The sequence below is a fragment of the Rhizobacter sp. genome (genome assembly GCF_031412495.1).
In the GTDB taxonomy this organism is placed as follows: Bacteria; Pseudomonadota; Gammaproteobacteria; order Burkholderiales; family Burkholderiaceae_C; genus Schlegelella_A.
Genome location: NZ_JANODC010000356.1, coordinates 1 through 18,316 on the forward strand (window position 1 = coordinate 1; position 18,316 = coordinate 18,316).

The 18,316-nt window shown below is 72.3% G+C and carries 17 protein-coding genes; 12 read left to right on the forward strand and 5 right to left on the reverse strand.

Translation table 11 applies throughout. The features are described from left to right. From AC30N0_RS12995 to AC30N0_RS13040, 10 genes are all read left to right on the forward strand, one after another. Window positions 1-673, forward strand: a 673-nt coding sequence (locus AC30N0_RS12995) for an extracellular solute-binding protein (RefSeq protein WP_489518330.1), incomplete at its 5' end; no start/stop codon positions are given. A gap of 17 nt (window positions 674-690) precedes the next feature. After that, window positions 691-1,572 (forward strand): carbohydrate ABC transporter permease, encoded by an 882-nt coding sequence (locus AC30N0_RS13000; RefSeq protein WP_489518331.1) that lies wholly within the window; start codon window positions 691-693, stop codon window positions 1,570-1,572. Between the two features lie 580 nt (window positions 1,573-2,152). Beyond that, window positions 2,153-3,004 carry a carbohydrate ABC transporter permease gene (locus AC30N0_RS13005; RefSeq protein WP_489518332.1) on the forward strand — a complete coding sequence of 284 codons (852 nt, stop codon included), beginning with the start codon at window positions 2,153-2,155 and terminating at the stop codon, window positions 3,002-3,004. Beyond that, complete coding sequence (locus AC30N0_RS13010) at window positions 3,001-4,086, forward strand: ABC transporter ATP-binding protein (RefSeq protein WP_489518333.1); 1,086 nt, start codon at window positions 3,001-3,003, stop codon at window positions 4,084-4,086. Before AC30N0_RS13005 ends, AC30N0_RS13010 begins: the two co-directional genes overlap by 4 nt. 36 nt (window positions 4,087-4,122) lie before the next feature. Continuing rightward, complete coding sequence (locus AC30N0_RS13015; RefSeq protein WP_489518334.1) at window positions 4,123-5,778, forward strand: arylsulfatase; 1,656 nt, start codon at window positions 4,123-4,125, stop codon at window positions 5,776-5,778. A 16-nt stretch (window positions 5,779-5,794) separates the two neighbouring features. Then, window positions 5,795-6,616, forward strand: a complete 822-nt coding sequence (locus tag AC30N0_RS13020) for a class I SAM-dependent methyltransferase (protein WP_489518335.1) — start codon at window positions 5,795-5,797, stop codon at window positions 6,614-6,616. Window positions 6,617-6,673: 57 nt separating this feature from the next. After that, complete coding sequence (locus AC30N0_RS13025) at window positions 6,674-7,561, forward strand: crotonase/enoyl-CoA hydratase family protein (RefSeq protein WP_489518336.1); 888 nt, start codon at window positions 6,674-6,676, stop codon at window positions 7,559-7,561. 98 nt (window positions 7,562-7,659) lie between these two features. After that, complete coding sequence (locus tag AC30N0_RS13030) at window positions 7,660-8,013, forward strand: hypothetical protein (RefSeq protein ID WP_489518337.1); 354 nt, start codon at window positions 7,660-7,662, stop codon at window positions 8,011-8,013. Beyond that, on the forward strand, window positions 7,932-8,720 hold the full coding sequence (locus AC30N0_RS13035; protein WP_489518338.1) for a glutathione S-transferase family protein: 789 nt from the start codon (window positions 7,932-7,934) through the stop codon (window positions 8,718-8,720). The genes AC30N0_RS13030 and AC30N0_RS13035 overlap by 82 nt, the downstream gene beginning before the upstream one ends. An 83-nt stretch (window positions 8,721-8,803) precedes the next feature. After that, window positions 8,804-12,046, forward strand: a complete 3,243-nt coding sequence (locus AC30N0_RS13040; RefSeq protein WP_489518339.1) for an adenylate/guanylate cyclase domain-containing protein — start codon at window positions 8,804-8,806, stop codon at window positions 12,044-12,046. Window positions 12,047-12,055: 9 nt separating this feature from the next. Here AC30N0_RS13040 and AC30N0_RS13045 read toward each other — a convergent pair whose 3' ends face one another. After that, complete coding sequence (locus AC30N0_RS13045) at window positions 12,056-12,736, reverse strand: peroxiredoxin-like family protein (protein WP_489518340.1); 681 nt, start codon at window positions 12,734-12,736, stop codon at window positions 12,056-12,058. 83 nt (window positions 12,737-12,819) lie between these two features. On the opposite strand from AC30N0_RS13045, the gene AC30N0_RS13050 reads away from it, so the two are divergent. After that, complete coding sequence (locus AC30N0_RS13050; RefSeq protein WP_489518341.1) at window positions 12,820-13,716, forward strand: formylglycine-generating enzyme family protein; 897 nt, start codon at window positions 12,820-12,822, stop codon at window positions 13,714-13,716. A 141-nt stretch (window positions 13,717-13,857) separates the two neighbouring features. Continuing rightward, complete coding sequence (locus AC30N0_RS13055; RefSeq protein WP_489518342.1) at window positions 13,858-14,520, forward strand: SRPBCC family protein; 663 nt, start codon at window positions 13,858-13,860, stop codon at window positions 14,518-14,520. A gap of 8 nt (window positions 14,521-14,528) precedes the next feature. Here AC30N0_RS13055 and AC30N0_RS13060 read toward each other — a convergent pair whose 3' ends face one another. The 4 genes from AC30N0_RS13060 to AC30N0_RS13075 form a co-directional block, all read right to left on the reverse strand. Next, window positions 14,529-15,059 carry a tetratricopeptide repeat protein gene (locus tag AC30N0_RS13060; protein ID WP_489518343.1) on the reverse strand — a complete coding sequence of 177 codons (531 nt, stop codon included), beginning with the start codon at window positions 15,057-15,059 and terminating at the stop codon, window positions 14,529-14,531. Next, window positions 15,056-16,654 carry a hypothetical protein gene (locus AC30N0_RS13065; protein WP_489518344.1) on the reverse strand — a complete coding sequence of 533 codons (1,599 nt, stop codon included), beginning with the start codon at window positions 16,652-16,654 and terminating at the stop codon, window positions 15,056-15,058. The genes AC30N0_RS13060 and AC30N0_RS13065 overlap by 4 nt, the downstream gene beginning before the upstream one ends. Window positions 16,655-16,800: 146 nt before the next feature. Beyond that, entirely contained in the window at window positions 16,801-17,937 is a 1,137-nt protein-coding gene (locus tag AC30N0_RS13070; protein WP_489518345.1) for an NAD(P)/FAD-dependent oxidoreductase, read from the reverse strand. 11 nt (window positions 17,938-17,948) lie between these two features. Next, window positions 17,949-18,239 (reverse strand): response regulator, encoded by a 291-nt coding sequence (locus AC30N0_RS13075; RefSeq protein ID WP_489518346.1) that lies wholly within the window; start codon window positions 18,237-18,239, stop codon window positions 17,949-17,951. Between the last annotated feature and the right edge of the window lie 77 nt (window positions 18,240-18,316).

The following is an 18,316-nucleotide window of genomic DNA, read 5'->3' on the forward strand; positions in this document are numbered from 1 at the left end:
CTGGATGCAGGGCGGCAACGTCGTCGTCAACTCGCCGCAGGCGGTGCAGGCGCTGCAGTGGTACGTCGACACGCTGACGGCCTACGCGCCGCCGGCGGTGCGCAACTGGAACTGGCCGGACATCGCCGACGCCTTCTCGCAGGGCACGGTCGCCACCTACATCGACGCCCACTCGTCCGCGGCCGTGATCAACAACCCGGAGAAGTCGAAGGTCGTCGGCAAGATCGCCTACGCGCGCTGGCCGAAGGGCCCGAACGGCAAGCGCGTCACCTCGATCTGGAACTGGGGCTTCCCGATCAACTTCGCCCTCACCGACAGGCAGAAGAAGGCGACCTGGCTCTTCATCGCGTGGGCCGCGTCGGCCGAGACGCAGGCGCGCACCTCGTGGAAGTTCGCCGGGCCAGCCAAGCGCTCCGGCATCAACCGCATGTCGCTCTGGCGCTCGCCCGAGTTCGCGGCGGCGATGCAGGGCGCGGGCGACAACTTCATCCCCGCCGCGCTCGAGTCGCTCGAGCAGGACACCGACGTCGAGTGGCGCCCGCGCGTGCCGCAGTGGCCGGCCATCGGCGAGACGATGGCCACCGCGATCCAGTCGGCTCTCGTCGGCCAGAAGAAGCCGAAGGAAGCGCTGGACGAGGCGCAGGCGCGCATCACGCAGATCCTGAAAGGCTGACGACTGCGGGGCGAGGCATGCCGACGCTGGAAGCGCAGGAGCGCCGCTTCGCCCTGACCCTGCTGGTGCCGGCGCTGCTCGTCCTCGCCCTGACGACGACGGCGCCGCTCGTCTACCTCGGCTGGACCAGCCTGCACCGCATCGACCTCGGCATGCCCTGGCTGTCGGGCTTCGCCGGCACAGGCAACTACGCCAAGATGGGCAGCGACCCGCGCTTCTGGAATTCGCTGCTGCTGACCGGCATCTACACCGGCTGCACGGTCGTGCTGCAGGTGCTGATCGGCCTGTCGCTCGCGCTCCTGGTGCTGCAGATCCCGCGCGGCCAGGCGCTGCTGCGCGTCGCCGCCATCCTGCCGATCGTGCTGGCGCCGGTGGTGGTCGGCCTGTTCTGGCGCACGCTGGTCCTGGCGCCGGACTTCGGCCTGGTCGACCTCGTCACCCGCAGCCTCGGCCTCGGCAGTCACAACTGGCTCGGCGACCCGCAGCTGGCGCTGATCTCGGTGATCGCCATCCACACCTGGCAGTGGACGCCGTTCGCTTTCCTCGTCCTCCTGGCGACGCTCTCGACCCTGCCGCCCGACGTCTACGAAGCCGCCCGGCTCGACCGTGCCGGCGCCTGGAAGTGCTTCGTGCACCTGACGCTGCCCCTCATTCGCCCGGCGATCGTGATGGTCGTCATCCTGCGCATGATGACGGCGCTCTCCGCCTTCGCCGCTATCTTCGCCGCCACCGGCGGCGGGCCCGGCTCGGCGACGGAGATCCTCAACCTCTACGCCTACCGAACCTCGTTCACCGAGCTCAACCTCGGCTACGGTGCGTCTCTCGCGATGGTGCTGCTGGCGATCACGATGCTGATCTCGTACTTCATGTTCCGGCTGCGAAGGGCGAAAGGTCGATGAGTTCGATCGCGTCGCGCGAGCGGGGGAGGGGCGAAGGCGCGAGCGGGCAGGCGTCGGCGCGAGACTTCGGCGGTCGGCGCCAGGGCGCCGACTCCGCTGCGATGCTCGACCTCGTGGCCCGCCGCAGAACTCGCTTCGTTCGCTTCGCTCACTGCGCTCAGACAGCTGCGGCAAATTTGACGACGAAGCGCGCTGCGCGCGCGGCCACGAGGCCTGCGTTTCTCGGCGCCACAGACACGCCCCGCCGCCTGCCCGCCCGCGCCTTCGCTGAACCAGTGGGCGCGCGCACAGGGCACCGCCCGGTAGGCAGGAGTCGCGGCAGGCGATGCCTGGCGGAGGCGATGTCGGGAGCGACGAGCAGCGCAGCGGCGGGATCGGCGCGCGCGAAGCGCGCGCTTCGTCATCTGGCTCGCCGCAGTTGTCTGAGCGCAGTGAGCGCAGCGAACGAAGCGAGTTCTGCGGCGCGATCCCGCCGCGAGCGGCGCAGTGGAGTCGGCGCGCAGCGCCGACCGCGAGCGTCTTCGCCACCGCCAGGCACCGCCTGCCGCGACGCGCGGCGCGACAGCGAAGGTCGGCGGACATGAACACCGCCGCCAGGCCTGCCATCCCTAGAGTGGTCGCGCTCTACGCCATAGCCGGCATCAGCCTCGCGGTTTGGGTCTTTCCCGTGATCTGGGGCCTGCTCACCTCGTTCAAGACCGAACGCGACGTGCTCGCCTACCCGCCGGTCTTCTTCTTCAGGCCGACGCTCGCCAACTACAGGGAAGTCATCTTCGGCGCATCGTCGATCGTGCCGAACCTCGTCTCCAGCTTCATCGTGGCGACGATGGCGACGCTGCTGACGATGCTCTTCGCCATCCCCGCCGCCTACGCCATGGCGCGGCTTCGCTTCCCGGCCAAGCGCGGCACCGGCTTCTACGTGCTGGCGACGCAGATGCTGCCGCCGGTGGGGCTCATCATTCCGTACTACCTGGTGCTGCAGAAGATCGGCGGGCTCGACAGCTACAGCGGCCTGACGGTCATCTACCTCACGTTCTCGCTGCCGTTCGCGATCTGGCTCATGGTCTCGTACTTCGAGGACGTGCCGCTCGAGATGGAGGAGGCCGCGCTGCTAGACCGAGCCGGCCGCCTCGGCGCGTTGTGGCACGTGATCCTGCCGCAGGTGCGCGGCGGCATCGCGGTGACGACGATCTTCGTCTTCCTCAACGCCTGGAACGAGTTCATGTTCGCGGTCGTCCTCGGCGGCAATCGGGTCCGGCCGGTGACCGTCGCGATGTTCAACTTCATCTCCGTCGAGCAGACGCAGTGGGCGAAGCTCGCCGCCGGCGCGATGCTGGCCATGGCGCCGGTGATTCTGATCGGCATCTTCGCGCAGCGGCACATCGTCAAGGGGCTCACCGTCGGCGCGGTCAAGGGCGGGGGGCGGCGGTGAACGACGCCGTCCAGCCCTCCACCGCGGCGCCGCGGCCCGGCCGCGTGCAGATCGAGGGCATCGTCAAGCAGCACGGCGCGACGACCGTGCTGCACGGGATCGACCTCGCCATCGAGCCCGGCGAGTTCTTCGTCCTGCTCGGCCCCTCGGGCTCGGGCAAGACGACGACGCTGCGCATCCTCGCCGGGCTCGAGGCGGTGAGCGCCGGCCGCGTGCTGATGGATGGCGTCGACGTCACGACCACCGAGCCCGGCGCGCGCGACGTGGCGATGGTGTTCCAGAGCTACGCCCTCTACCCGCACATGACGGTCGAGCAGAACGTGGGCTTCCCGCTGAAGATGGTCGGCACGCCGCGCGACGCGATCGGCCGCGCCGTGGCCGGCGCCGCCGCCAGCGTCGGCATCGGCCACCTGCTGCAGCGCACGCCGGGGCAGCTCTCGGGCGGACAGCAGCAGCGGGTTGCCCTGGCCCGCGCCATCGTGCGCCAGCCGCGCCTCTTCCTCCTCGACGAGCCGCTCTCCAACCTCGACGCCAAGCTGCGCCTCGAGACGCGCCTCGAGCTGCGCAAGCTCCAGCGCTCGCTCGGCGTGACCACCGTCTACGTGACGCACGACCAGGAAGAGGCCATGACGCTGGCCGACCGAATCGCCGTCTTCATGGACGGCCGCATCGTCCAGGTCGGCACGCCGCGCGAGATCTTCGACCGGCCGAGCACGGTCGAGGTCGCCGGCTTCATCGGCACGCCGCCGATGAACCTGCTGCCGGGCGAGTGGGACGGCCACGCCGTCAGCGCCGCCGGCTCGACCCTGGCCGTCGCCGCCAGCACGGCGAGCCCGCGCGCCGTCACGCTCGGCGTGCGGCCGGCCGACCTGCGCCTCGGCGAAGGCGGCATCGCCGCGACTATCGAGCGCATCGAGGACCTGGGCGACACGACCATCGTCAACCTGCGCGTCGACGGTCGCCTCGTCAAGCTCAAGGGCTCCGGCGCCGAGCCGGTGCAGGAAGGCGACGCGGTCTTCGTCGCCTTCGCGCCGGAAGACGCGCACCTCTTCGACGCGACGAGCGGCGCCCGCCTCGCCTGAGCGCATCGACCCACCGACCCACACGCAGGCACCGCCATGAACGCCAGCCGCAAACCGAACGTCGTCCTGATCCTCAACGACGACATGGGCTATTCCGACCTCGGCTGCTACGGCGGCGAGGTGCTGACGCCGAACCTCGACCGCCTCGCCGCGCACGGCCTGCGCTTCAGCTCGTTCTACAACACCGCGCGCTGCAGCCCGAGCCGGGCCTCGCTCATGACCGGGCTGCACCCGCACCAGACCGGCATCGGCATCCTCACCTACGACTCCGGGCCCGAGGGCTATGCCGGGAATCTGAACCACCGCTGCGTGACGATCCCGCAGGTGCTGAAGGCACACGGCTACCGGACCTACATGAGCGGCAAGTGGCACGTCGCCTCGAGCCTGACGAAGCCGACCGACGCCTGGCCGCTGCAGCGCGGCTTCGACGCCTTCTACGGCACGATCATCGGCGCCGGCAGCTTCTACGACCCCAACACGCTGACCCGCGGCAACGACAACATCGAGCACGAGGCGCGCGCGCCCGGCTTCTTCTACACCGACGCGATCAGCGACAACGCCTGCGCCTTCGTCGAGCAGCACTGCAGCGGCGCGCACCGCGACCGGCCCTTCTTCGAATATGTCGCCTACACCGCGCCGCACTGGCCGCTGCACGCGCACGACGAGGACATCGCCCGCTACCGCGGCCGCTTCGACGTCGGCTGGGACGCGCTGCGCCAGGAGCGGCTCGACAAGCTCGTCGCCAGCGGCCTCCTGCAGCCGCACTGGAAGCTCACCGAGCGCGACCCGACGCAGCCGCCGTGGAGCGAGGCCGAGCGCGACGAGCAGTTCCGCGCCTGGACGCTGCGCTGCATGGAGGTCTACGCGGCGCAGATCGACCGCATGGACCAGGGCATCGGCCGCCTCGTCGCCACGCTCGAGAAGCACGGCCAGCTCGACGACACGCTGCTCGTCTTCCTCGCCGACAACGGCGCCTGCGCCGAAGACATCCCGCAGGACGTGACCATCGACGAGCTCGTCGACAAGCTCATGATCGCGCGCCGCAGCACGCGCAGCGGCGAGCCGGTGCACTTCGGCAACGACGTCGCACGCATGCCGGGGCCGGAGAACACGTACCAGAGCTACGGCACGGCCTGGGCCAACCTGTCGAACAGCCCGTTCCGCCTCTACAAGCACTGGATTCACGAGGGCGGCATCGCCACGCCGCTGATCGCGCACTGGCCGAACGGCATCGCGGCGCAGGAGAACGGCACGGTGCGGCACGCGCCCGGCTACCTGCCCGACATCATGGCGACGATCGTCGACGTCACCGGCGCCAGCTACCCGTCGAGCTTCGAGGGCCACGCGGTCGAGCCGCTCGAGGGCCAGTCGCTGCGCCCGGTGTTCGGCCAGGACACCTCCGGCGACGACCGCAGGCCCATGTTCTGGGAGCACGAGGGCAACGCGGCGGTGCGCATCGGCCGCTGGAAGCTGGTCCGGCGCTATCCGCGCGCCTGGGAGCTCTACGACATGGAGGCCGACCGGACCGAGCTGCACGACCTCGCGTCGCTGCAACCGGCGCGGGTGCGGGCGATGGCGGCCCAGTACGACGCCTGGGCCGCACGCTGCGGCGTGCTCGACCGCGACAAGGTCGTCGCGCTGATGCAGGGCCAGGGCGTGACGCGCGCGTTCTGGGAAAAGGACGAGACCTGACAAGGAGCGGATCGCCATGAAGGAGCAGGGGCCACAGATCAGGTTCGACGACGGCGCCGCCTACGAGGGCTTCATGGGCGTGTGGAGCCGCCTGGCCGGCGAGCGCTTTCTCGCCTGGCTCGCGCCGGCGCCGGGCGGGCGCTGGGCCGATGTCGGCTGCGGCAACGGCGCCTTCACCGAGCTGCTGCTCGATCGCGCCGCGCCGGCGCACGTCGAGGGCATCGACCCCTCCGACGCGCAGGTCGCGTACGCCGCCGAGCGGCTCCCGGGGCGGCCGGCCCGCTTCGCCGTCGGCGACGCGACGGCGCTGCCCTACCCCGACGCCGGGCACGATGCCGCGGTGATGGCGCTGGTGATCTTCTTCGTGCCCGACCCGGTGAAGGGCGTCGCCGAGATGGTCCGCGTCACGCGCCCGGGCGGCAGCGTCTCGGCCTACGCGTGGGACATCCTCGGCGGCGGCTTCCCGTACGCCGCCGTGATGGAGGAGCTCGCGGCCCTCGGCGTCGCGCCGGTGCAGCCCCCGAGCGTCGAGGCGTCGCGGCTGGAGAACCTGCGCGCCCTGTGGGCGGGTGCCGGGCTCGTCGACGTGCAGACCTGCACCATCGCCGTCGAGCGGCGCTTCGACGACTTCCAGACGTTCTGGCGCATCGCGCAGACGGGGCCGCGCATCGCGCCTCGGATTGCCGGCTTGACCGCGGCCGACGGGGAGCGACTCAAGGGTCGGGTCCGGGCGCGCGCGACCGTCGCCGCCGATGGACAGGTCACGTTCGGCGCGCGTGCCAACGCGATCAAGGGCCGCGTGCCGACCGTGCCGACCGGGGCCCACCGAATCGCCTGACAACGCAGCCGGACGGCTTCGCGCTCCTGCGGCCGGCCAGCACGCAAGGAGACAGCCATGCCCCTCCCGCCACTGCGGACCACGCGCTACGACGTCGCCGACGGCATCGCGACGATCACCCTCGACCGTCCCGACAAGCTCAACGCCTACAACGGCCAGATGCGCGTCGAGCTCGGCCTGCTGTTCGACGAGACCGACGCCGACGATGCCGTGCGTGCGGTCATCGTCACCGGGGCCGGCCGCGCCTTCTGCGCCGGCGCCGACCTCGCTTCGGGCGGCGACACCTTCGACCGCCAGGCGCCGCAGCACCAGCCCTACCTCGAGAAGCTGAAGGTCGGCGCCGTCTACCGCGACGGCGGCGGCACCAACACGCTGCGCATCTACGAGAGCCTCAAGCCCGTGATTGGCGCGATCAACGGCGCCGCTGTCGGCATCGGCGCGACGATGCAGCTGCCGATGGACATCCGCATGGCGTCGACGGCGGCGCGCTTCGGGTTCGTGTTCACGCGCCGTGGCATCACGCCCGAGGCGGCCTCGTCGTGGTTCCTGCCGCGCCTGGTCGGCATGCAGACGGCGCTCGAGTGGTGCATGACCGGCCGCGTCTTCGGCGCGGACGAGGCGCTCGCGCGCGGCCTCGTGCGCTCGCTGCATGCGCCCGACGAGCTGCTGCCTGCGGCGCGGGCGCTCGCGAGAGAGATCGCCGACAACGCCGCGCCGGTGTCGGTGGCGCTCACCCGGCAGATGCTGTGGCGGTTGTCTGCGGCGGCGCATCCGATGGAGGCGCATCGGATCGACAGCCGGGCGATCCAGTCGCGCGGGCAGTCGGCGGATGTTCGCGAGGGAGTCGGGGCGTTCCTCGAGAAGCGGAGGGCGGTGTTCCCGGATCGGGTGTCGAAGGACATGCCGGGGTTCTTTCCCTGGTGGGACGAGCCGGGGTTCGAGTGACGACTCGATGGCGGTCCTTCACGGCAGCCTCGGCGGGCTTCTGGGTGTGCAGGCACCGGCATTGCCGGACGACACACCTCTTCTCCCACCCCAGGCCAATGAACGACACCGACGACAGCTCGCCCCTCCGCCGCCTGCAGCGCTGGGATGCGCAACGCCCCGGCGTCCCGGGTGAACACTGGCTGGCGTTCGCGCTCGGCATCTACCTGCTCGTGCGCCGGCGTCACGGCCCGGCGGCCCGGCTCGCGTCGCTCGCTGTAGGCATGTTCTTCGTCGGCCGGGCGCTGTCCGGCCGCGACGGCGCCATCGCGGTGCTGCAGGAGCAGGCCCGGCGCGCCGCGAACGACGGGTTCGTCGACGTCGCAGCGCCTTGGCCCTACGACGAACGCGTCCGCGTATCGCCGGGGCTGCGCGCCCGGGCCAGCGCACCGGCGACGCACCAGAGCGCCTGACCGAGGGCCGACTCGGCGCACCTCGCGCCGGGCGTCGGTTTCGGCGCGAAGGTCGCTCGCTACCATCCGGCGATGACCGCGCCCCTGCGCCTCCTCGGCCGCCCTCGTCCGTCAACGTCAAGAAGGTCCTCTGGCTCTGCGACGAGCTGGGGCTGGCGGTCGCCCACGAGCCCTGGGGCACGGGCTTCCAGTCCGCCTTGCCGGCCGGCTTCGAGTCGCTCAACCCGAACCGCCTGGTGCCGGTGATCGTCGACGGCCACTTCGTGCTCTGGGAGTCGAACACGATTTGCCGCTACCTCGCCGGCCGCGAGGGCCGGGCCGACCTCCTGCCCGCGGAGTCGAAGGCGCGCGCCCGCGTCGAGCAGTGGATGGACTGGCAGGCCACGCAGCTCAACGGCGCGTGGAGCTATGCCTTCATGTCGATCGTGCGCCGGAGCGCGGCGCACGCCGACGCGCAGGCGGTCGCGGCGAGCATCGCCGCCTGGCACCGCCACATGCAGATCCTCGAGGGCCAGCTCGAGGTGACCGGCGGGCACGCCGCCGGCCCGGCGTTCACGCTCGCCGACGTGTCGCTCGGCGTCGCCACGCATCGCTGGATCGCGACGCCGATGGAGCAGCGTCCGAGCCTGCCGCTCGTGCAGGCGTACTACGCCCGGCTGGCCGCGCGGCCGGCGTTCGCCCGCCACGTGCGCAGCAGCACGCCCTGAGAGCCGGCGCATGAACGGCACCGGGCCCGCACGGTCCGGCGCGTATCCTCCGCCGCGCCAGTGTCTCCACGGGATGCGTCGGGATGAAATGCGGCCAGTGCCAGTTCGACGTCTCCGTCGGCTTCGCCTTCTGCCCCGGCTGCGGGCAGAAGCTGGCGGCGCCGCCGGCTGCGTCGACCGCGCCGATAGCACCGATAGCACCGATAACGCCGCCAGCCCCGGTGGCGCCGGCGGTCACCCCCGACGGCGACCGCCGTACCGCCACCGTCCTCTTCGCCGACCTCTCCGGCTTTACCTCGATCTCCGAGCGCCTCGACCCTGAAGACGTGCGCCGGCTGCAGACCGACCTGTTCGGAGCCCTGCGCGGCGTGATCGACCGCTTCGACGCCTTCCCGGAGAAGTTCATCGGCGACGCGGTCGTCGCCGTCTTCGGCGCGCCGTTGGCGCACGAAGACGACCCGCAGCGGGCCTTGCGCGCGGCACTCGACATGCATGCGTGCGCGGCCGAGCTGAGCGAGCGCTGGCGCGAGCAGATCGGCAGCCCGCTGGCGCTGCACATCGGCATCAACACGGGCCGCGTCGTGGCCGGCCGTCTGGGCACGTCGGCCGATGCGGCCTACGCGGTCACCGGCGACGTCGTGAACACGGCGGCGCGCCTGCAGTCGGCGGCCGGTGCGGGGCAGACGCTGGTGAGCGCGGCCACGCGCCAGCTCACCGAGCGCGAGTTCGCGTTCGAGGCCGCCGGCACGCTGGCGCTGAAGGGCAAGGCCGAGCCGCTCCCCGTCTGGCGCCTGCTCGGCATCGTCGAGGCCGGGCTGCACGACCTGCGCGGCCTCGCGGCGCACGGCCTGGAGGCGCCACTCGTCGGCCGCGAGGCCGAGCTGGCCCAGGTGCTCGCCGCCGCGCTGCGCGTGACCGACGGCCGCGCCCAGGTGGTGAGCCTGGTCGCCCAGGCCGGCGTCGGCAAGAAGCGCCTGGTCCATGCCTTGCTCGAGCGCCTGGCCGCCGCGCCTGGCTTCGGCCGGGCGGCGGTGCGCCGCGTCGTCTGCTCGTCGGTCGGGGCGCGCCCCTACGGCATAGCCGCCGGCCTGTTTCGCGAAGGGTACGGCGTCGGTGCGGCCGATTCGCTCGCGACCGCCCGCCGCAAGGTCGAGCAGGGATTGCGTGAGATCGGCGCCGCCCCGGTCGAGCTCGAACGCGTGGTCCCGGTCATCGGCTACATCCTCGGCCTACAGTCGGTCGAGCAGTCGAGCGAGATCGAGCCCGAGCGGCTCAAGCACCAGATCTTCATGACGATCCGCACGGTGTTCGAACGCCGCCTCGCGCACGGCCCGCTGGTGCTGGTGCTCGAGGACCTGCAGTGGGCCGACGCGGCGTCCATCGAAGGCATGTGCACGCTCGCCGACTGGCTCTGCGAGCGCCCCCTGCTGGTGATGTTGACAGGCCGGCCGCCGTTCGACCCCGGCGCGCTCGACTTCGGCCGCGCCGCGCACACCGCGCTGCGGCTCGAGCCGCTGGCCGACGACGCCATCGATGCGCTGCTCGCCGCCCTGTTCGGCCCCGCCGCGGAGTCGCCGCTCGGGCGCGGCCTGCACGAGCGCATCGTCAGCCAGGCCGGGGGCAACCCGCTGTATCTCGAGGAGGTCGTTCGCGGCCTCATCTCGAACGGCGTGCTGGCCAGGGACGCAGGCGGTCGCTGGCGCTGCGCGTCAGGGGCGGGCCCGGTGGACGTGCCCTCGTCGATCGAGGGCCTGCTGCTGTCGCGCATGGACCGGCTGCCGCCGCCGGCCCGGCACACGCTGCAGTGCGCCGCCATCCTCGGGCCGCGCTTCGACGGGGCGCTGCTGAGCGAGCTGGATGCGGCGGCGGGCGATCCGGCGCTGCTCGCGATGCTGTGCCAGGCCGAGCTGCTGGTGCCGATCGCGGCGACGCAGGCGCAGCCCGGAGAGCATGCCGCCGCGCGCTACCGCTTCGCCAGCACGCTGGCGCACGACGTGGCCTACCAGAACCTGCTGCTCCGCCGTCGCACCGAGCTGCACCAGCGCGCCGGCACGGTGCTCGAGGGCCTGCACGGCACGGAGCCGGCGCGGCTCGAGGACCTCGAGGCGCTCGGCCACCACTTCAGCCATGGCGAGGACCGCCGGCGCGGCGCGCGCTACCTGGTGCGCGCCGGCGACTGGGCCCGCGGCATCTACGCCAACGAGGACGCGCTGCGTTACTACACGCGCGCCCTCGCCCTGCTGGAGAGCGCCCGAACCCACGACGATGGGGCCATCGCCGACGTGCGCGAGAGCATGGGCGACCTGCTCGGCCCGGTCGGCTGCCGTGCCGAGGCGCAGGCGCATTTCGATGCGGTTCTCGCGTCGGCTCGCGCCGGCGGGCACACGGTGCGCGAGGCACGGGTGCAGCGCAAGCTTGCCGGCCTGCACTGGGACGCCGGCGAGCGCGAGCCCAGCTTCGCCTGCCTGCGTGAAGGATTGCGGCTGCTCGGCGGCGACGCCGATGTCGTGGCGATCGACCTCGACACCGGCATCGAGCTGGCCCACCTCTGCCAGGAAATGGGGCGCCTGGCCTTTCGTACTGGCGACAACCACGGCGCGCTCGGCTGGGCCGGCCGGGCGCGGCACCAGGCCGAGCGCGCCGCCGGCATCGGCCGCGGCGACGAGGCCCATCGCCGCACGGCCGCCGCGGCGATCTCGCACGCCCACAACACGCTGGGCGCGGCGCTCGCGCGACTTGACCGCGCGGGCGAGGCCGTGGCCCACATCGAGCGCAGCGTCGCCGTCGCCGAGGAAGCGGGGCTGCTGCAGGCGGCCTGCCGCAGCTATGCCAACCTCGGCGTGCTGTACGCGACGCTGGACCCGGGCCGCGCCGTGCGGACCTGCCAGCTCGGCCTGGAGACGGCGCAGAAGATCGGCGACCTCGGCTTCCAGTCGCGCCTGTACGCCAACCTCGCCGTCGCCTACTGCGCGCTCACGCAGCGCTGCGACGACGACGGCCTGAGCGCGGCGCAATCGGCGATCGATCTCGACCGCCAGCTCGGCCAGGTCGACCACCTCGCGGTGCCGCTGATCGTGCTCGGCCAGATCCACCAGTGCCACGGCCACTTCGACCTGGCCCTGAAGTACTACGAGGAAGCGCGCGGGCTGGCCGAGGAGATGGGCGAGCCGCAGCTCCTGTTCCCCTGCTACGAGGGCCTGGCGACGGTGTACCTCGACCAGGGCGACGACGTGCGGGCCGAGCAGTACTTCATCCGTGCCGACGAGGTCTGCGCGAAGGCGGGCGTCGACCGCGATTCGCTGGTCGTGCTGCCGTTCCTCTGCTGAGGACGGCGCTCAGTGCCGCAGGCGGTCTGCGGCGGCGATGAGCTCGGCCGGCGTGGGGAAGGTGCCGATGCTGTTCGGCCCGTCGGCGGCCTCGATCTGCGCCCACGCGACCCGGCCGTCGGCATCCACCAGGAAGTGGCCGGCGAGCTGCGCGAAGTGGGTCTCGAGGATGGCGTGATCGGCCGGCTCCATCTCGAAGCCCTGCTTGGCGTTGAGGACGGCGTTGGTCTCGATCGGCTGCAGCGGCTCGTCGAGCTCGCCCGTCGGGTTGACGCGCGCCGCCATGAACGCCGCCTCGCTCGCCCGGTACGGCCACTCCGGCGGCTCGCTGCTGCCCGCGGCCTGGAAGGTGATGTGCGGCACCCCGAAGGCCCGGTGCGTGGCGCAATCCGGGTCGCTCAGCAGCATGGCCGTCGTCGGCCGATGCCGGTAGTACAGGCGGGCGCGCTCGATCGGGGTGTTGACGACGGCGATCGTCTCCACGCCGGCCGCCTTCAGCGCCGGCTGGACGCTGGCGAGCTGCACCACCTGGCGGCGGCAGAACGGGCAGTGAAGGCCGCGGAAGAAGCCGATCAGGAACGGCCTGCCGCGCAAGTCGTGGAGGGAGACGCTGCCCTCGCGGTTGACCGCCGGCAAGGTGAAATCGGGCACGGCGTCGCCCGGCTGCAGCGGGCGTTTCTGTTCTGTCATCGGATGGTCCTCGTCGGCGCCGGAGGCCGAAAGTGCGCGCTACGTTAGCACTGCGGGGCCGCGCGCTGCGGCATCATCGGGCGATGAGCTCCTGCTGTGCTCCGCACGCCGAGGGGTCGACGCCTGCATCGGCAGCGGCGCCCGTCGCGGCGCCGGCGCCGGACGGCGCCCCGCTCGCGGTCCGCTGGTGCGACATCCCCGGCGGCGCGTTCGCGATGGGCAACGACGGGGCCGACGCCGTGCCGGGCGACGGCGAGGGCCCGGTGCGCAACGTAGCGGTCGAGCCGTTTCGCATCGGCGCGACCGCGGTCACCAACCGCGAGTTCGCCGCCTTCATCCGCGCCGCCCGCCACGTCACCGACGCCGAGCGCGACGGCTCGTCGTACGTCTTCTACCTGCAGCTGCCGGCGGCCGCGCGATCGAGCGCATCCCGCGTCGTCGCCGGCCTGCCATGGTGGCTGCCGGTCGCGCACGCCTCCTGGCAGCGGCCGGAGGGGCCGGGCTCGCACGTGCGCGACCGGCCCGGGCATCCGGTCGTGCACGTGTCGTGGCACGACGCCGTCGCGTACAGCGCCTGGGCCGGGGCGCGCCTGCCGAGCGAGGCGGAATGGGAGCGCGCCGCACGCGGCGGCCTCGAGGGCAAGCGCTTCGCGTGGGGCGACGACCTCCTCGACTCGGACGGCGTGCCGCTCTGCAACGTCTTCCGCGGCACGTTCCCGAGCGCACCCGCGCCCGGCTGGCAACCCGGCCCGATCGACGCCGATGGCGGCGCGCCGAACGGCTTCGGCCTGCACGACGTCTGCGGCAACGTCTGGGAGTGGTGCGCCGACGGCCGCGAGGGCGGCCAGCGTGCGCTGCGCGGCGGCTCCTTCCTCTGCCACGACTCCTACTGCAACCGCTACCGCGTCGCGGCCCGGAGCGCCAACAGCCCCGACAGTTCGGCAAGCAACATCGGCTTTCGCGTCGTGCTCGGGTCCTAGCCGAGCACGATCAGCACCGGCGGGTGGTCCGGGGCCGCCGTGGCCAGGTCGACCGCGACCCGGCGCGGGCGCCGGCACGGGAAATGCCGAAGTCTCCGGTCACATGAGGGTCCGCGGGGCCCATTCACCAGGAGCAATGTCATGGCAGGAAGCAGGTTGGTCGCCATTGTCGCGCTGGCAGCGGCGGGGATCTGGTTGAAGAAGCAGATGGGCGCCGGCGCGCCATCGGTGCAGGGCGAGCAGAAGTTCGTCGAGGACTCGATCGAGGTCGACGTGCCGGTGAGCACCGCCTACAACCAGTGGACCCAGTTCGAGGACTTCCCGAACTTCATGCATGACGTGCTGGAAGTGCGGCAGGTCGACGACACCCACCTGCACTGGCGTGCCCGCATCGCCGGCAAGGAAGAGCAATGGGATGCCGAGATCACGAACCAGATTCCCGACCGGCGCATCGCCTGGAAGAGCACGAGCGGGCCGCCGAACTCCGGCGCGGTGAGCTTCGAGCCGCTCGGTGCCAGCCGCACCCGCGTCACGCTGCGCATGTCGTACCAGCCGCGCAACGCGCTCGAGAAGATCGGCGACGCGCTCGGGGCGGTGAAGATGGAGACCAGCAGCAACCTGAAGCGCTTCTCGGAGTTCCTCGAGAGCCGCGGCCGCGAGACCGGCGCCTGGCGCGGCACCGTGAGCGGGGGGGCCAGCGTCGGCAACGGCTCTGGTGGATCCTCGACCGATCTCAAGTCGGGCGGCATGGCGACCGGGCTGGCCGGCAGCGGCATGCCCGGCGGCGGCCGCAGCGGGCTGTAGATCGGCGCTCAGCGCCTGGCGGTCCGGGCCTTGTGCGCCTCGATCGCCTTGCGCAGATCGGTCAGTTCCTCGCAGGACAGCAGGCAGATCGAACGCAGCGCCGCGAGGTGCTTCTCGGCGCCCGCGACGTCGCCTGCCATCAGGTAGGCCTCGCCGATGTATTCATGCGCGGCGCGGTGGCGCGGGTCGATCGACAGCGCCCGCTTGTAGTGCTCGAAGGCCTTGTCGAGCTGGCCGGCCTTGCGATGCGCGAAGCCGAGCTCGTTGTGCAGACCGGCCGCGTCCGGGAAACGCTTGAGCGCAGCCTGGAAGCGGATCAGCGCGGTGGGCGTGTCGCCCGCCTTCAGCGCCGAGAGTCCGGCGCTGTAGTCGGCGTCGGCCTGCAGCGCCTGGTCCTCGCCGTCGCCGCCCGGCGCTGCTGCGAGCGGCCCGGCGATCGCCAGGGCAAGGACGACGATGGCGAGCCGGCGGCGCGGTGCGCTCCGTGCCGCGGACGCGTGACGCACAGGCCGCGTCGCGACGCGAGCGGCACGGCTCATCGCGAGGCCAGGTAGGTCTTCGCCCGCTCGACCGCCGGGAGCGGCGTGTCGGCCTGCTTCGTCAGCTCGACCAGCATGCCGTGATAGCGCCGTGCCTTTTCCCGATCGCCGGCGGCCTCGGCGGCTTGCGCCGCGCCGGCGATGCCGCGCAGGCGGTTCGGCTCGCGTTGCTGCGACTGCTCGAACTCCTTCAGCGCCTCGGCCGGCTGCTTCGCCGCGAGCAGCATGTCGCCGAGCAGCTCGCGCGCCGGCAGCACGCGCCCGGGCGTCACGATGTGCTTCTCGTTGCGGTCCTCGAGGTCCGCGGCCGCGCGCATCAGGCGCACCGCCTCGACGCTGTCGCCGCGCGCCTGCGCGATCCAGGCGCCTGCCGCCAGCCGCTGCACCTCGACCTCGGTGGCCCAGTAGCTGTTCCTGGCCTCGAGGAGCGCCTTGTGCTGTGCCTCCAGGGCCTGCGCTTCCCTCTCCGCGGCGGCGACGTCGCCCTGCCGGGCCGCGCCGAGCGCGCGCGCGAAGGTCGTGATCGCGGCGACGAAGGGGAACCGGGTCTCCTGCTGCGGCAGCCGCGCCGCCGCGCCCCAGTCGGCCGCCTCGAGGGCCAGGCGCGCCGGGATCGCTGCGGCTGCATACGGGCCGACGAAGATGGCCGGGTTGACCTTCACCTCGCGGTCGAATTCCGCGATCACCTTGCGTGCTTCCTGGTGCCGGCCGAGCTGCAGGTTGGCGTAGACCATGTAGTCGGCGGCGTGGAAGGCCTCGTTGCCGTTGCCGTCCTTCTTGGCGACGTCGGCCGAGCGCCGGTTGCCGGCCACCGAGTCCTGCCATGCACCCACCCGCGTGAAGATGTGCGACGGCATGTGCAGCGCATGCGGCGCATCCGGCGCGATCGCCGAGTAGCGGCGCGCCGCCGACAAACCCTTGGCGGCGATGGGCGGGGCGTCGTAGCTGTGGATCAGGTAGTGGGCGACGCCCGGATGGTCGGAGTACTTGACGAACATCTTCTCCAGCTTGTCGGCCGCCTTCAGGTAGGCGGCGTAGGTCTGGTCGGACTGCGCCTGCGTGCCGGCGATGTACAGGGCGGCGAAGATCTGCGCCTCGTCGTCCTCGGGGTACTTCGCCGCGAGTGACTCGAAGGCCTCGGCGCGAGAGACCTGGCGCGCGCGCTCGGGGCGGTTGGCGAAATCCGCGTAGTAGGCGGCCACCGCCTCGATGTAGTCGCGCTCGCGCTGCGTCCGTGCGCCGATGCGCCGACCTTCGGTGATCGCCGCCTGGGCCGTCTCGGCCGCCTGCGGCGACGCACCCTGGCCGGCCAGCGGGTTGTTCATCAGCAGCGCGGCGACGCCGAAGGTCGAGATCGCGCAGCCGGGGTCGTCTGCGAGGACCTGGCGGAAGGCCTTCTCGCCGGCCGTGAACCAGAACGAGTGCAGCATCGCGATGCCGCGTTGCAGCTCGGTCTGGACCCGGGCGTCGCACGAATTGGCGAACGCCACCTTGCCGAGCTTGCCCTGGCCTTCCTGCGCTCCGTCGTGCGCCGAGCCCGGGCCTGCGAACGCGCAGGCGACGGCGGCTGCGACCGCCAGACGATGGAACCTCATGGAGCGTCTCCCTTTCGATGTCCGGCGCGGCGCATGGGCTCCCCATGGTCGACGGGCGCTTCGATTCTGCGCCACGCCCCGCCGCGGCAGCCGCTCACCCCGGTCGCGACCTGCAGAAGACTCGACGTCCGCAGCGGCCACGCGCATCATCCATGGTTGCCCGCGATCCCCAGACGACGCGCCGCTTCGGCGGCGATGGCCAGGCTGGCCGTCAGGCCCGGCGACTCGATGCCGTAGAGGTTCATCAGCCCCGGGACGCCGTGCACCTCGGGCCCCTGCAGCATGAAGTCGCGGACCGGCTCGCCCGGCCCCTGCAGCTTCGGCCGCACGCCGCTGTAGGCGGGGGCCAGCGCACCGTCGCGGAGGCCTGGCCAGTAGCGGCGGATCGCGGCGTAGAACAGCTCGCTTCGTCTCGGGTCGACGCCGTAGTCGATCGCCTCGGCCGACGCGGTGTCGGGCAGCCACTCGACGTCGGGGCCGAAGCGGGCCTGGCCGGCGAGGTCGAGGGTCAGGTGCACGCCGAGCCCGCCTGGTTCGGGCACCGGGTAGACCAGGCGCGTGAACGGCGAGCGACCGGCGAGCGCGTAGTAGTTGCCCTTGGCGAACCACGCACGCGGGATCTGACCCGGATCGAGGCCTTCGATGCGACCCGCCAGCGCCTGCGCGTGCAGGCCGGCGGCATTGACGAGCAGGCGGCTGCCGATCTCCATGGGCTCGGCGCCGCCGACGCGCAGCGCGAAGCCGTCCCTCGTGACCGTGGCGGCCTCGACCGGCGAGCGGACGACGAGGCCGCCGCCGGCATGCTCCAGGTCGCCGAGGTAGGCGAGCATGAGCGCGTGGCTGTCGACGATGCCGGTCACGGTCGAGAGCAGCGCCGCCTCCCCCTGCAACGCCGGCTCGTGCGCGCGCGCCTCGGCGCCGCCGAGCCACTGCAGGCCTTCGACGCCGTTGGCCACGGCGCGCTCGGCGATCGCCTTCAGCAGCCCGACCTGGGCCGGCGTCGCCGCGACGACGAGCTTGCCGCAGCGGCGGTGGCCGACACCGTGCGACTCGCAGTACGGATAGAGCGCGCGCCGGCCGGCGACGCACAGGGTCGCCTTCAGCGAGCCGGGCGCGTCGTAGATCCCGGCGTGGATGACCTCGCTGTTGCGCGAGCTGGTGCCGTTGCCGATGCCGGCATCGGCTTCGAGCACGATCGTCTCGAGGCCGCGCCGGGCGAGCTCGCGCGCGCAGGCGAGGCCGACGACGCCGGCGCCGACGACGATGGCATCGACGTGCTCCAAGCTCGCCGGACCTACGCCGGCCGCACCGCGTGCAGCAGGGCGTCGAGATCGACCGGCTTCACGAAGTGGAGCTCGAAGCCGGCCGCGCGGGTGCGCGCCCGGTCGTCGGGCAGGCCGTAGCCGGTGACGGCGATCAGCCGGCAGGCGCGACCGCGGGTGCTGGCGTGGATGCGGCCGGCCAGCTCGTAGCCGTCCATCTGCGGCAGGCCGATGTCGAGCACCGCGACCTCGGGTGCGAAGCTGTCGACGAGCGCGAGCGCGGCCAGCGGATCGGTGGCGACGCGCGCCTCGCAGCCCTCCATCTACAGGAAGGCGGCGAGCGCCTCGGCGGCGTCCTCGTTGTCGTCGACGACGATGACGCGCACGCGCCGCGGCGCTG